Genomic DNA, 12,544 nt, shown 5'->3' with positions numbered 1-12,544 from the left:
TAGAGGTGGCGGCCGTGCGAGGAATATCCGCGACGAACATGACGCTGAGTTGCTGAGCGGTTCCCACCGTAGTCGTTTTCCATCGTTCCGAGAGGTTGTTCGTGTCGGCCAGCACATCCCGTACGCTCCCGCCGGAGATCGCCGAGTCCGAGTCTCTGATGGCGCTCATCGAGCGGGGTAAGGCTCAGGGTCAGATCGCCGGCGACGACGTGCGCCGAGCCTTCGAAGCGGACCAGATCCCGGCAACCCAGTGGAAGAACGTTCTGCGCAGCCTCAACCAGGTCCTCGACGAGGAGGGTGTGACGCTGATGGTGAGTGCCGCCGAGGCGCCCAAGCGCACCCGTAAGAGCGTCGCAGCCAAGAGCCCGGCGAAGCGTACTGCCACCAAGACCGTCGCCACCAAGGCCGCCCCGGTCAAGAAGACCGTCGCTGCCAAGACCACCGCGGCCTCCGCCCCCACCATGGCGGCGGAGCCCGTGGCGGAGCCGGAGGACGATGCCGTGGCATCCGCGAAGAAGGCCGTCGCCAAGAAGACTGCGGCGAAGAAGACCACCGCGACCGCCAAGAAGACCGCGGCGAAGAAGACCACCGCGACCAAGACCAAGAAGGACGACGAGCTCGTCGAGGGCGAGGAGCTCATCGAGGACGCCGCCCCCGGCAAGGACGAGGACGTCCCCGCCGAGGCCGAGGCGGAGAGCTTCGTGCTGTCCGACGAGGACGAGGACGACGCGCCCGCGCAGCAGGTCGCCGCGGCCGGCGCCACCGCCGACCCGGTGAAGGACTACCTCAAGCAGATCGGCAAGGTCCCGCTGCTCAACGCCGAGCAGGAGGTGGAGCTCGCCAAGCGCATCGAGGCCGGTCTGTTCGCCGAGGACAAGCTGGCCCAGGCCGACAAGCTCGCCCCCAAGCTCAAGCGCGAGCTGGAGATCATCGCCGAGGACGGCCGCTGGGCCAAGAACCACCTCCTGGAGGCCAACCTCCGTCTGGTGGTCTCGCTGGCCAAGCGTTACACCGGCCGCGGCATGCTCTTCCTGGACCTGATCCAGGAGGGCAACCTCGGTCTGATCCGTGCGGTCGAGAAGTTCGACTACACCAAGGGCTTCAAGTTCTCGACGTACGCGACGTGGTGGATCCGTCAGGCGATCACCCGCGCGATGGCCGACCAGGCCCGCACCATCCGCATCCCGGTGCACATGGTCGAGGTCATCAACAAGCTGGCCCGCGTCCAGCGCCAGATGCTCCAGGACCTGGGCCGCGAGCCCACCCCGGAGGAGCTGGCCAAGGAACTCGACATGACCCCGGAGAAGGTCATCGAGGTCCAGAAGTACGGCCGCGAGCCCATCTCGCTGCACACCCCGCTCGGCGAGGACGGCGACAGCGAGTTCGGTGACCTCATCGAGGACTCCGAGGCCGTCGTGCCGGCCGACGCGGTCAGCTTCACGCTGCTGCAGGAGCAGCTGCACTCGGTGCTCGACACGCTCAGTGAGCGCGAGGCGGGCGTGGTCTCCATGCGCTTCGGCCTCACCGACGGCCAGCCGAAGACGCTGGACGAGATCGGCAAGGTGTACGGGGTCACCCGTGAGCGCATCCGCCAGATCGAGTCCAAGACCATGTCCAAGCTGCGTCATCCCTCGCGTTCCCAGGTGCTCCGCGACTATCTTGACTGATCGCACCTGCTAGAACCGCCCCTGACCATTGCTTTCGTCGGTCAGGGGCGGTTTCATGTCTAAGCACAGAAGCGCTAACCCAGATATCGCGCTTCGCAGCCGTGCTTGGGGGGACCGTGACACCGGAAGACCTGTTGGCCCTGCTCGACTCCTGGCTCCTGAACCTGCGAGCCGAACGGAAGTCGGCCCAGACCGTGAAGACGTACGGTGACGGCGTGCGGGCCTTCCTCCGCTGGTGCGAGGAAGAGGACCTCGAGCCGGAGCTGCAGAAGCACACGGTCAACGCGTTCGTCGTCGCCCTCCTGGACCGCAAGGCATCCGACGCCACCGCCCGGTCCCGGCAGCTGTCCCTCCGCCGGTTCTCCGCCTGGCTGGCCGCCGAGGGCGAGATCCCGCACGACGACTTGGCCGGCCTCAAGCCACCGAGACTCGATAGCAAAGTTGTCCCTGAGCTATCCGAGGATCAGCTCAAGGCTCTGATCGCGGCCTGCAAGGGCAACGACTTGAGAGACAGGAGGGACGAGGCGATCGTCCGCCTGATGATCGAGACCGGTGCCCGGGCCGGGGAGGTCGTCGCAATGGAGACCGACGACATCAGCCTCAAGGAGGGCACCGCAGTGGTCCGCCGGGGCAAGGGCGGCAAGGGCCGCACGGTGCCGATCGGGCCGCAGACCTGCCGGGCCATCGACCGCTACCTCCGCACCCGTCGCGCCCACCGCCTCGCCAGCACGGCGGTTCTGTGGCTGGGGGACCGAGGCAAGGGCTTCTCCTACTACGCCCTGTACGACACCCTCGTGTGGCGCGGAGAGGTGGCCAGGATCGAGGACTTCCACCCGCACGTGCTGCGGCACACGGCGGCCGGCCGGTGGCTCGCGGCCGGTGGATCGGAGGGTGGGCTCATGGCGATGGCGGGGTGGTCACGCCGCGACATGATCGACCGGTACACGAAGGCTAGCTCGGAGAAGCGCGCCGCAGATGAAGCGCGGCGGCTGCAGCTGGGGGATCTGTAGTCGCAGGCACGGACGGGCCGGCCAGTGTGTGGGTGCCGGCCCTGTCCGAGTGCGCCTGCTCAGGCTCCAGCGGGGTGGGTCACCTGGTGCATCCCGCTCAGCCTGGGGATGCTGGCCCGCAGGAGGGTGAGGGCCTGGCCCTCGGTGAGCCTGCGGGGGTTGTACGCCATGCGGATCGTGGACCCGAAGTCCTTGAAGACCATCAGCTGGCCCGGGTCAAGGATGTCCCCCTCTTCGACGATCACACTGGTCACGCGAGACCCCCTTGTCCACGCTGTGCGATTCAAGGCAAGCTTAATCGCACACACGTTCGGTCGTGGCGAGGTACGCATGACTCTACGTCTTCACACCGCTATCACATAGTGAAACCGGAGAATCCGCTTGACCGATTCTTGTCCCTCAGAAGACTCGTTACACCCCGCAAGGGTTGCACTCTGCCCGTCAACTTTGCTCTTCGTCCCACCTGTCCAGGTAAGACCGAGATGCGAGCGAGTCGGCTTCAGCCTCGGGATCGTGCAGGACAACGCCGCCGCCGAGCTCGGTCGCGACGTAGCCCGTGTACTGGAGGGCAGCTGCCCGCGCAGCCCGCTCCTGGGGGACGCCGACGCCGGCCGCTACGGCACGGACAAGCTCCGGGCTGATCTTGACGTCGACCCCTCGAGCGATCTTCCAGACGGTGTCCTTTGCCGGCCGGTAACCCGTGACCGGGTCAACCGCGCGTTCGCCGACCTGGCGCCATGTCATGCCCGTTGCTGCGACGCGTTCGGATACGAGCTGAGTTAGCGTCTCTGGCTGCGTTTCCGCTGGCTGCGTCATCGAGGGCTCCATAACCGGCTGAGGGGTCCGGGCGTGTCGGCGTCGCCCGGTGGCAGGTTACCCCTCTGGCACGCAGTCATTGTCCACGAACGTATCCACGTTCGACTATGCGACCTGGGAAAAGCGTCCGGAAACTGACTAGTAGCTGGGACAAGTGAGGTTTACGCGCGGAGGGCTGGACTCCCGCGCGTCTTCTGTGCTTAGCTGTCTACGTCTACAGACGCGGACAGCGCGGGGATGTACATGAACTACGACCTGATCGACGGCGATCTCCTAAGACGGCTGATGAGATGCCCCGACAAGGGAGGGACCCGCCACACGGCGCGCAGCCTGGCTGCCGCGGCAGGCCTCAGCAAAAGCAAGGTGAACCGCATGACCAACGGCCACTCGAAGCGAGTGACCGAACCCCAGGCCACCGCAACCGCGGAGGCTGTCGGCGTACGACGCAAGGCGATTTTCACGCCATCTATGTCTACGTCTACGGACATCGACACCAAAGGAGATCCCCCCACATGAGCCCCGAGGAGCGCCAGGCAAGGGCCGAGCTCGGAGCCCGAGTCAGCTGGGCCAACACGATCGACCGGACCGCCCGCACCGAAGCAGCCCGCCGCGCGAAGGAAGCGAAGTACTTCGCCCAGGCCCGCGAGATGCACCCCGACGCAACCGAGCAGCAGATCGCCCAGGTCGCGGAGCAGCTCAAGGAAGCGGCGATGGCCCGCATGCGGCTCGCCGCGGCGACGGCCCGCCGCAAGAAGGCGGCGCACCGCAAGCAGCCGGCGTAAGTAGCCGGCCTCCCCCCACAGCAGGAGGGGCCGCCCCGGAAGGCAGTCCGGATGCGACCCCACACGGATCACCTCAGCACCTAAGAGACGGAGGCTCACCGTGAGCCCACAGGTTACCGACCTCGCCCCGTTGTTCCGAAGTGCGGCTGACCTCATCGCCGCGAACGGGCACCACCAGGGCGACTACATCCCCGACCCGTTCAACCGGGTCCTCCACGCGCTGCCGCACGAGCGCCCCATGTCGATGGTGGCGGCGCTGCGTTGCGCCGAGCAGGGCCACCCGCAGCGGTTTGGCCCCAAGTCGACGGCCGCGATCGAGTTCCTCGCCGACCGGCTGCCGGTGAACGACGAGCCCCCGTACTGGCGCGACGAGATGAGCCTGGAGTGCCACGTCGCCGCGTGGGGTGACGTCGTTGGCCGCGAGGTCGAGGAGGTCGTTGAGCAGCTGCTGCTCGCGGCGCAGGCCGTGGAGGCCGTGCACGCCGCGGTGGTGCCGGTGCACCTGGTCACGTCGGATGGCACGGAGTGGGAGCTGTCGTCGATTCCGGCGGAGGGCGAGCCGCAGTACGTGGTGGCGGGTGTACACGACGCCCCGGCTTCGATGTTCGCGGGTCTGGGTGAGCTGGCGTTCCGGTTTGGTGCGGTGCTGGGTGGTGCGGCGTGAGCGCTCAGCAGACCGTGGCCCGCAGCCAGGACGACATCATCGCCCGTGCCCAGTCCGCCGACGACATGTTCGGCTGGTCGCAGGAAGTCCTCCTCGCGTACGTCGACTACGACCACGCCCGGCCCTTCCTGCACGACAACTTCACCGCCGAGCAGTGGACCGAGTACGCAGAGGACCCGGCGAAGGTACATGACGCGGCGCACGCCTACTACGTCTTCGCCCTCGGGAAGATCGAGGACGAGCGGGGGATCTCCGCCGAGCGCTCGGTGATCAAGCTGCGTGAGTACGCGTGGCTGATGGGCCTCGACGACGTGGTCGCTGCGATGGACGCGGCGGAGTACGCGCCCTACGGAACGCCGAAGGTGGAGGCGTTCGCCGCCGGCCTCGGCTTCACGCCGGACGGTGCGCTGTGAGCGCGCCGGCCCAGCAGACGTCCGCCGAGCGGACCGCGCTTCAGGTGGCCCGCGTCGCGTTGCAGTCCGCCGACACTGCCTACGGCATCCCGGACGCGATCGTGTCCGCGCTGTCCGAGCGCGGCCTGCTGATGGACCCGGAGATCGCCGCGGTGATGGCTTCGGCGGGCCCGGAAATCCAGCGGCTGAACGAGCGCATCGTCGAGTTGGAGGCCGGGATCGCGTGGCGTGACGCGGAGCGTGGCCAGTGGGCGGACGTCCACTCGCTGGTGGAGCGGGCCATCGACAAGGGCTACAGCAGCGTCGACACGTACCTGCTGGAGGACGCGTTGCACCCCAATGCGGCGGCCGAACTCCTGGCGCAGCGGCACCAACTGGAGGACCCCGCCGAGCCGCCGCTCGCCTGCCCCGGCCCGCCGATGGGCGGCGCGTCATGAGCGACCTGACCTGGCTCGCCGCCACCACCTCCGTACCCCTCGCCTGGCTCGTGGTCTGCGCCGCGATGAACCACCGCGACACCGCCGCCATGCCCCTCGTGACCGACCCCGGCGCCGAAGCCCACCGCGCCCTCACCCGGCCGCAACCCTTCCCCACCGGAACGCACCGCCGCCCCGGACCGGCCACCGAGTTCGAAGGCACCTGCCATCTGGCCGCGATGTGCGACTGCGGCCGCCCTGTCCCTACTGGCCGTGTCGGGTACTGCTCCGACCGCTGCCGCTGGGCCGACGACAACCACGGGAGTGACCAGTGAGCCGCCGCCTGCCGTCGTGTGACGGCTACGACTGCGACCAGATGCCGGCCGGGCAGCACGAGCCGGGTTGTTCGGCTCGGGAGATCCCGGTGGTGGCTGAGGACATTGTGTGGGAGACGGCGTTGGAGGACGGGTTTGCGCGTCGTCCGGCCAGGTCGGCGGTGAACGCATGACCGCCCGAATGGCCCTGCACGTGGCCCTGTCGATGCGGCTGGACGCAACCAAGGCGCACCGCCTGGCAAACCGGTACCGCGCCGAGGTGCTTCGTGAAGTCGCCAACGCGTTCGCCGCCCTGGGACCGGAGGACTCTCTGGTCTCTGCGCCGGAAGCGTGGACCGAGGCCATCGAAACGCTCCGCCGCATGGCCGACGAGCGAGGGAAGGACACCGGCACCCAGACCGACGAGTCCACCCAGCCCCTTGTCGTCGAGGCATATAACGGCGAACTCGCCATGCTCCGCGGCCTCCTCCGCCTCGTCCGGGTCATCGCCGAGCACAGCAACATCCACGAACTCCGCCGCGTCCTCGCCGAACACCGAGCCGACGAACAGGCCGCGTACGCCGAGCAGCCCGAACCTATGACCCCGCTCCGGCCCCGCACCGACGACCGACGCCAGGCGCTCCTCACCACCATCCGCCAACGCGGAGGCCAATGGACCACCGGCCGCGTACGCGCCCTCTACAAGCGCCTCTACCCCGGCCACATCTACCGCTCCGCCCTCCGCAGCGACCTCGCCCTTCTCCACCGCAAGGGCCACCTCACCCGCAACGACGGCCCCCGCGGCCGTTACTACACCCTCGCCACCGCCGAAGGGGGAACCCACCGTGCCTGAGCCCACCACCCGCCGCACCGTCCTCGCCGACGCCATAAGGAGCCAGGCCGGCCCCTGGACGAGCACCCGCGCCATGGGCATCAACGCCGCCGCCGGGTTCAGCGGCCACCGCAACACGGCCCGCAAGGACCTGCGCGCCATGGTCCGCGCCGGCGTCCTCGTGCCCGCCACCGCGGTCGGGAACCGCGCCTACACCAGGCCGGAGGTCGATGCCTGATGACCATCAGCACGCTGGCCGGAGCCCCCGCGGCTCCGGCCGGCGGCCGGGTCACCCCGACCGGCCGTCTCGTCCTGGATCACACCGCACCCCGCGACCAGTGGCTCGAGGCCCGCCGCGCAGGCATCGGCTCCAGCGACATCCCCGCCGTCCTCAACCTGACCAACTTCCGCACCCCGCAGTGGATCTACCACGACAAGCGCGGCGAGGTCCCCCACGACGACACGTGGTCCGAGCCCGCGCACTACGGCACGATCTTCGAGGAGCCCCTCGCCCTCGACTGGGCCCGACGCAAGCGCACCGTCGTCCAGCGCGTCGGCATCATCGCCAACGTCGACGACCCGTGGCAGATGTGCAGCCTGGACCGGCTCTGCTCCGAGTGCCCCTTCGACCGCAACACACGGTCGCTGTGCGCAGTCGAAGTGAAGTGCCGCAACGCATTCGTCGCGAAGTTCTGGCGCAACGGACCCCCCGACGACGTCCTGGCCCAGGTGCTCTGGCAGATCCTCGTCACCGGCCTGGACCACATCCACATCATGTGCCTGATCGGCGGCAACGACCCCCGCCTGTTCACCGTCCGCCGCGAGGACCACACCAAGCTCGTCGCCTACATCAACGCCGAGGCCTCCCGGCTGTGGCACGAGCACATCCTCACGGGGCGCCCGCCAGCCATCACCGGCGAGGAACCACCGGACGCCCTCGTCGAGCTGTACCAGCGGATGCACCCCGACCGGGACGGCTACGTCGAGATCGACCGCGACTTCGAGGCCCAGGCCGACGTCCGCGAGTACCTCGAAGCCGTCGCCGAGAAGGCCGAAGCCGAGAAGAAGCGGAAGGCCGCGTACGCGCGGATGCTCGCCCACCTCGGCAACTCTCAGGCCGCCCTCGTCCACGACAAGGTCTTCTACTCCATCGACCAGGCCAGCCGCGAGACCACCGATGTGGCCCGGCTCCGCGAGGAGTTCCCCGAGGCCTACGCCGCCTGCGTCACCGACAAGACCCACGACCGCCTGTCCATCCCGTCCGCTGTGCGGAAGGAGCTCACCTCGTGACGTCTCTCACCGAGCGCGCCGAAGCCGCCGCCAGCGGCGAGCCCGCGCCCACCTACACCCCGCCCCCCGCGGCTGTTACCGCTGAGCCGCTGCCCGACATCGACATCGACGGCCCCGGCCCAGATGGACCTGAGCAGGTGCCCGTCGTCGTCGCCTGGTCCCGCGTCATGGACGACATCCGGACCATCGGCAAGAACGAGCTCTACAACGCGGCCGGCACCCGCTACAACTTCCGCGGCGTCGACCGCACGGTCAACGCGTTCGCTCCGGTGCTGCGCCGCCACGGCGTCCTCGTCATCCCGACTGACGTGCAGGCTTCGTACCGGGACTTCACCAACAGCAACAAGAAGATCCAGCGCGAGTGCACCGTCGTCGTCACCTGGACGATCTACGGCCCGAAGGGCGACAACTTCACCGCCAAGTCCGCTGGTGAGGCATTGGACTCGGCGGACAAGGGCACGGCCAAGGCCCAGTCGGTGGCGCTGCGCGTGCTGCTGCTGACCGCCGGCATGGTTCCGACCGGCGACCCGGACCCCGACTCGGTGTACATCGACCGGGGCGAGGCGCAGACCCGCAGCGCGGAGTCGTACCGCGACGAGATCCTGGACCCGAAGACCAGCCCCGACCGGCTGTCGCAGATCCGCGTGGAGCTGGACGGGCTGCGCATGCTCAACGCTCGGGTGCAGAACGAGAACGGCGACCAGGAGACGCTGGACTCGATCGGTGGCCGGATGTACATGGAGCGCACTGGCGGTGGCCAGTGACCACCTTCGCCAACATCTGGCGGGCCGCCTGGGACACCGAGACCACCGGCACCAGCGTCTACCAGGACCGCATCGTCACCGCCGCGTTCATCGTCCGCGCCCCCGGCCGCGAGGACCGCACGTTCTCCTGGCTCATCAACCCAGGCGTGCCCATCCCGCCGGAGACCACCGAGGTCCACGGCATCGACGACGCCAAGGCCCAGGCCGAAGGCGTCCAGCCGAAGGCCGCCCTCGAGGAACTGGCCAGCCACATCACCACGGCCGTCTCCCACGGCATGCCGCTGGTCGCGTTCAACCAGTCCTTCGACTGGTCGATCCTCCACTACGAGCTGCTCCGCAACGGCCTGCCCACCATCGCCGAGCGGCTCGGCAAGGACCCGGTGACGCTGGTCGACCCGATCGTCATCGACAAGCAGATGGACAAGTACGTCAAGGGCACGGGCGCACGGAAGTTGAAGCCCACCTGCGAGAGGTACGGCGTCACCATCACCGACTGGCACGAGGCCAAGGCCGACGCCCTCGCCGCCCTGGAGATCGCCGAGGCCCAGTTCGCGAAGTACCCGCGGCTCGACACCCTCAGCCCGGGCGCACTGTACGCGTCACAGGCGAAGTGGCGCGCCGAGCAGCAGGCCTCGCTGCAGAAGTGGTTCCGCACCAAGGCCACCCCGGAGCAGGGCGGCGACCCGAACAAGGTCATCGACGGCTCGTGGCCGCTGCTGCCCGCCGAGGAGGCACAGGCATGAGCCTCCTCGGACGCCGCGAGAAGCGCGAGAACACCAAGCTCCGCGAGGACAAGGAGCGCCTCATCGCCCGGATCGACGAGCTGAAGGAGCGGTGCGCCGATCTCGAGCGCAACCCGGCCGTCGCCAAGCGCCGCGAGATCGACATGGCCGACCGCATCCTCACCCTCGAACGCCAGGTCATCACGAAGGACACGGCGATCAAGCGGCTCACGCAGCAGCTCGACGACGCCATCGGCGCCGGCCGTGTCCCTGAGGGCGACCTGGATGCCGCCGGCGACCGCGAGAAGACCCGCCGCGCCAACGCGGCAGCCGCCAGAGGTGAGCTGTGATCGCCGCCCTCGCCACCGAGCCCGGCCAGTACGGCGCCGCCGCCGTCATGGCCAGTGTCGCCGCCCTGGTCTACGTCGCCCGCACCTGGCCCGCCCGTCGGCGCGCCCGCCACGCCGCGTTCGCACCCCGGGCCGTGGTGACCACCGCATTCCGCTACTGCCCCGCCGAACTGCGCACCCGCGCCGTCGTGATGCACCGCGACGGCACCGGCCGCTGCGACTGCGGAGCCGACATCCCGGCAGGAGGACCCGATGCCTGACCTCAGCGACGACCAGCTCGAGCAGCTCATCACCGACCTCGGGCTGCGCCCCCGCAGGGGACCCGGAGCCCGCGCGGCGTGCGGCACGCCCGCCGGGTACCAGCGGCACGCCCGCCTGCGGGAGCAGCCGTGCGACTCCTTCCGCGCCGCGAACACCCGGTACAGGAAGGCCCAGACCAAGGCCCCCATCGCGCGCCCGGACCGACTGAAGCCGATCGCCCACGGCACCCTCGCCGGGTACAAGGCCCACCGGTACCGGCGGGAGCAGGCCTGCCGTGCGTGCCTGGCCGCGGTTCGTGACTACAACGCGGTCCGGTCCGCGGTGCGCAAGGGGGCTGCGCAGTGAGCCTCTTCGACACCGAGACGATGCCCGGCCGCACCGTGCCCGGATGGCTGCCCGGCGACCCCGACGTCACCATCACCGTCCACGGCGCCCCCGCCCCCCAGGGATCGAAGCGCCACGTCGGCGGCGGCGTCATGATCGAATCGTCCAAGAAGGTCAAGCCCTGGCGCCAGGACGTCAAGCAGGCAGCCCTCGACGCCACCCAGGCCATCCCCGGCTGGCGCCCCCTCGACGGCCCCCTCGCCGCATGGATGATCTTCACCGTCCGTGACCGCCCCGCCAGCAAGCCCAGCTGGTGGCCGGCCGGGACCCCGTGGTCCAAGACCCTCATGTGGCGCCCTGCCTCCACCCCCGACCTGTCCAAGCTCCTGCGCTCCACCGAGGACGCCCTCACCGGCATCGTCTGGAAGGACGACGCCCGCGTCGTGGAGTACCGGCGCCTGGCCAAGCACTACGCCAATGACGCGACCGGCGGCCTCGACGTCCTCGGCAGCCCGGGCGCCGTCATCCACATCTGGCAGCTCGAACCCGGAGCCGCCCTGTGAATGCCACCCGCGCCCAGATCACCGAACTCCTCCGCGAAGGCCTCTCCAACACCGCCATCGCCGCCCGACTCCACTGCGACAAGAAGCGCGTCGCCGCACGCCGGCAGCAACTCGGTCTGCCCAACGTCGTCCAGCAAGCCCTGTCCCTCGAGGAGAAGTGGACCGCGAACACCCAGCCCCTCGACGACGGCCACATCGAATGGACCGGCGAACGACAGGCCACCAGCCGCACCCCTGTCATGCGCTACCGCGAGCAGTCCTACAGCCCCGCAGCCATCGCCTTCCGCATCCACACCGGCCGCGAACCCGAGGGATACGTCTACGCCGACTGCGGCCTGCAGCACTGCGTCGCCCCCGCCCACGTCGATGACGAACCCGGCCGCCAGCGCACCCGGGAGCAGTTCCGCTACCTCCGCGGCGGCCGCCCCCCGAAGGACGAGTGCATCAACGGCCACGACCTGAGCGAGCACGTCCGCTACACGCCCGACTCCCGGGCCTACTGCGGCGCGTGCAAGGCGGCGCAGCACCACGAGGCGGAGGTGGCGTGATGGGCGCCCACCACAAGCGCTCAGCGCAACTCCTCTCCTCCCGCGCGGAGTGGGAGAGGCGCGCAGCCTGCATCGGCGAGGACATCGAGGTGTTCTTCCCCGAGGCAGCCGGCCGCGGCCACGACCACTACGCCAAGAACATCTGCCGCGGCTGCCCCGTCCGGACTGAGTGCCTCATCGATGCCCTGGAGAACGAAGGCGGCAGCCAGGCCGTCTGGCACCGCCACGGCATCCGCGGAGGCATGACCCCCCGTGAGCGTGTCGGCCTGGACTCCAGCGCCCTGGCACTGAACCCCGAGCCGCAAACGAAGGAGGCCACCGTGCACCTGGACCCGAACTCCGAATGCGGCACCCGAACCGGCTACCGCCGCCACCTCGAACTCGGCGAAACCCCCTGCGGGCCCTGCACCGTGGCCCACACCGCGATCGAGACCGAGCTGGACCTGACCTGGTCCGCAATCCAGCCCGCCCGCATCGAGCCCCGCGGACCGCGGACCGAGGCCCGGCAGGTCGTCAGCCCGTTCGCGGGCCGGCCGCGTACGCCCAAGCGGGCGCCGCGCGAGAAGGAGCTGCCGCCGATCGGCCGCACCCCCGCCGCCGTCACCGCGGCATCCGAGACACCCACACCGAAGACCCCCGACTGCGGCACCCCTGAGGCCTACCGCCGCCACGAGCAGCGCGGCGAAGCCATCGACCCCACCTGCTGGAACGCCCACCAACGCCGTCGGCGCACCAAGACCCCGACGGGAGCAGTCCGATGACCCGCCTTCCCTGCCGCATCGACGGCTGCCCCAGCACCAGCAAGGCC

At 69.5% G+C, this 12,544-nt stretch carries 21 protein-coding genes; 19 read left to right on the top strand and 2 right to left on the bottom strand.

The window, feature by feature from the left end; genetic code table 11:
* Nucleotides 1–101: 101 nt before the first annotated feature.
* Nucleotides 102–1,667, top strand: coding sequence for an RNA polymerase sigma factor (locus ACFV3E_RS24875; protein ID WP_500536643.1), 1,566 nt, complete (start codon nucleotides 102–104; stop codon nucleotides 1,665–1,667).
* Nucleotides 1,668–1,783: 116 nt separating this feature from the next.
* Nucleotides 1,784–2,677 carry a tyrosine-type recombinase/integrase gene (locus ACFV3E_RS24870; RefSeq protein ID WP_500536642.1) on the top strand — a complete coding sequence of 298 codons (894 nt, stop codon included), beginning with the start codon at nucleotides 1,784–1,786 and terminating at the stop codon, nucleotides 2,675–2,677.
* Between the two features lie 59 nt (nucleotides 2,678–2,736).
* Here the strand turns inward: ACFV3E_RS24870 and ACFV3E_RS24865 are convergent, their stop codons facing one another.
* Together ACFV3E_RS24865 and ACFV3E_RS24860 are read right to left on the bottom strand one after the other, a co-directional pair.
* Nucleotides 2,737–2,931, bottom strand: coding sequence for a hypothetical protein (locus tag ACFV3E_RS24865; protein WP_500536641.1), 195 nt, complete (start codon nucleotides 2,929–2,931; stop codon nucleotides 2,737–2,739).
* 187 nt (nucleotides 2,932–3,118) lie between these two features.
* Nucleotides 3,119–3,493 (bottom strand): hypothetical protein, encoded by a 375-nt coding sequence (locus ACFV3E_RS24860; RefSeq protein ID WP_500536640.1) that lies wholly within the window; start codon nucleotides 3,491–3,493, stop codon nucleotides 3,119–3,121.
* Nucleotides 3,494–3,736: 243 nt separating this feature from the next.
* Between ACFV3E_RS24860 and ACFV3E_RS24855 the strand changes: the two genes are divergently transcribed.
* The 17 genes from ACFV3E_RS24855 (at nucleotide 3,737) to ACFV3E_RS24775 (ending at nucleotide 12,497) form a co-directional block, all read left to right on the top strand.
* Nucleotides 3,737–4,009 carry a hypothetical protein gene (locus ACFV3E_RS24855; protein ID WP_500536639.1) on the top strand — a complete coding sequence of 91 codons (273 nt, stop codon included), beginning with the start codon at nucleotides 3,737–3,739 and terminating at the stop codon, nucleotides 4,007–4,009.
* Nucleotides 4,006–4,275 (top strand): hypothetical protein, encoded by a 270-nt coding sequence (locus tag ACFV3E_RS24850; RefSeq protein ID WP_500536638.1) that lies wholly within the window; start codon nucleotides 4,006–4,008, stop codon nucleotides 4,273–4,275. The genes ACFV3E_RS24855 and ACFV3E_RS24850 overlap by 4 nt, the downstream gene beginning before the upstream one ends.
* 100 nt (nucleotides 4,276–4,375) lie before the next feature.
* Nucleotides 4,376–4,939: a DUF6197 family protein gene (locus ACFV3E_RS24845; protein ID WP_500536637.1), complete on the top strand. Its 564-nt coding sequence runs from the start codon at nucleotides 4,376–4,378 to the stop codon at nucleotides 4,937–4,939.
* The gene (locus ACFV3E_RS24840; protein WP_500536636.1) at nucleotides 4,936–5,352 is read left to right on the top strand and encodes a hypothetical protein; all 417 of its coding nucleotides are present in this window, start codon (nucleotides 4,936–4,938) and stop codon (nucleotides 5,350–5,352) included. Before ACFV3E_RS24845 ends, ACFV3E_RS24840 begins: the two co-directional genes overlap by 4 nt.
* Entirely contained in the window at nucleotides 5,349–5,789 is a 441-nt protein-coding gene (locus tag ACFV3E_RS24835; RefSeq protein ID WP_500536635.1) for a hypothetical protein, read from the top strand. The genes ACFV3E_RS24840 and ACFV3E_RS24835 overlap by 4 nt, the downstream gene beginning before the upstream one ends.
* Nucleotides 5,786–6,103, top strand: coding sequence for a hypothetical protein (locus tag ACFV3E_RS24830; RefSeq protein WP_500536634.1), 318 nt, complete (start codon nucleotides 5,786–5,788; stop codon nucleotides 6,101–6,103). Before ACFV3E_RS24835 ends, ACFV3E_RS24830 begins: the two co-directional genes overlap by 4 nt.
* A 169-nt stretch (nucleotides 6,104–6,272) precedes the next feature.
* Nucleotides 6,273–6,935, top strand: coding sequence for a hypothetical protein (locus ACFV3E_RS24825; protein WP_500536633.1), 663 nt, complete (start codon nucleotides 6,273–6,275; stop codon nucleotides 6,933–6,935).
* The gene (locus tag ACFV3E_RS24820; RefSeq protein WP_500536632.1) at nucleotides 6,928–7,152 is read left to right on the top strand and encodes a hypothetical protein; all 225 of its coding nucleotides are present in this window, start codon (nucleotides 6,928–6,930) and stop codon (nucleotides 7,150–7,152) included. The genes ACFV3E_RS24825 and ACFV3E_RS24820 overlap by 8 nt, the downstream gene beginning before the upstream one ends.
* Nucleotides 7,152–8,204: a YqaJ viral recombinase family nuclease gene (locus tag ACFV3E_RS24815; protein ID WP_500536631.1), complete on the top strand. Its 1,053-nt coding sequence runs from the start codon at nucleotides 7,152–7,154 to the stop codon at nucleotides 8,202–8,204. Before ACFV3E_RS24820 ends, ACFV3E_RS24815 begins: the two co-directional genes overlap by 1 nt.
* Nucleotides 8,201–8,968 (top strand): ERF family protein, encoded by a 768-nt coding sequence (locus ACFV3E_RS24810; RefSeq protein ID WP_500536630.1) that lies wholly within the window; start codon nucleotides 8,201–8,203, stop codon nucleotides 8,966–8,968. Before ACFV3E_RS24815 ends, ACFV3E_RS24810 begins: the two co-directional genes overlap by 4 nt.
* A complete protein-coding gene (locus ACFV3E_RS24805; RefSeq protein ID WP_500536629.1) occupies nucleotides 8,965–9,711 on the top strand; it encodes an exonuclease domain-containing protein in 747 nt (248 codons plus the stop codon). The genes ACFV3E_RS24810 and ACFV3E_RS24805 overlap by 4 nt, the downstream gene beginning before the upstream one ends.
* Nucleotides 9,708–10,040 carry a hypothetical protein gene (locus tag ACFV3E_RS24800; RefSeq protein ID WP_500536628.1) on the top strand — a complete coding sequence of 111 codons (333 nt, stop codon included), beginning with the start codon at nucleotides 9,708–9,710 and terminating at the stop codon, nucleotides 10,038–10,040. The genes ACFV3E_RS24805 and ACFV3E_RS24800 overlap by 4 nt, the downstream gene beginning before the upstream one ends.
* A complete protein-coding gene (locus ACFV3E_RS24795) occupies nucleotides 10,037–10,300 on the top strand; it encodes a hypothetical protein (RefSeq protein WP_500536627.1) in 264 nt (87 codons plus the stop codon). The genes ACFV3E_RS24800 and ACFV3E_RS24795 overlap by 4 nt, the downstream gene beginning before the upstream one ends.
* The gene (locus ACFV3E_RS24790) at nucleotides 10,293–10,646 is read left to right on the top strand and encodes a hypothetical protein (protein WP_500536626.1); all 354 of its coding nucleotides are present in this window, start codon (nucleotides 10,293–10,295) and stop codon (nucleotides 10,644–10,646) included. The genes ACFV3E_RS24795 and ACFV3E_RS24790 overlap by 8 nt, the downstream gene beginning before the upstream one ends.
* Nucleotides 10,643–11,188 carry a RusA family crossover junction endodeoxyribonuclease gene (locus ACFV3E_RS24785; protein ID WP_500536625.1) on the top strand — a complete coding sequence of 182 codons (546 nt, stop codon included), beginning with the start codon at nucleotides 10,643–10,645 and terminating at the stop codon, nucleotides 11,186–11,188. Before ACFV3E_RS24790 ends, ACFV3E_RS24785 begins: the two co-directional genes overlap by 4 nt.
* Nucleotides 11,185–11,736, top strand: coding sequence for a hypothetical protein (locus ACFV3E_RS24780; protein ID WP_500536624.1), 552 nt, complete (start codon nucleotides 11,185–11,187; stop codon nucleotides 11,734–11,736). The genes ACFV3E_RS24785 and ACFV3E_RS24780 overlap by 4 nt, the downstream gene beginning before the upstream one ends.
* Nucleotides 11,736–12,497, top strand: coding sequence for a WhiB family transcriptional regulator (locus tag ACFV3E_RS24775; protein WP_500536623.1), 762 nt, complete (start codon nucleotides 11,736–11,738; stop codon nucleotides 12,495–12,497). The genes ACFV3E_RS24780 and ACFV3E_RS24775 overlap by 1 nt, the downstream gene beginning before the upstream one ends.
* The last annotated feature ends 47 nt before the right edge of the window (nucleotides 12,498–12,544 follow it).

The organism is Streptomyces sp. NPDC059718, assembly GCF_042733315.1.
Lineage (GTDB): Bacteria > Actinomycetota > Actinomycetes > Streptomycetales > Streptomycetaceae > Actinacidiphila.
Note: the sequence above shows the minus strand (reverse complement) of the source record. Positions and strands in the feature narration are given on the sequence as shown.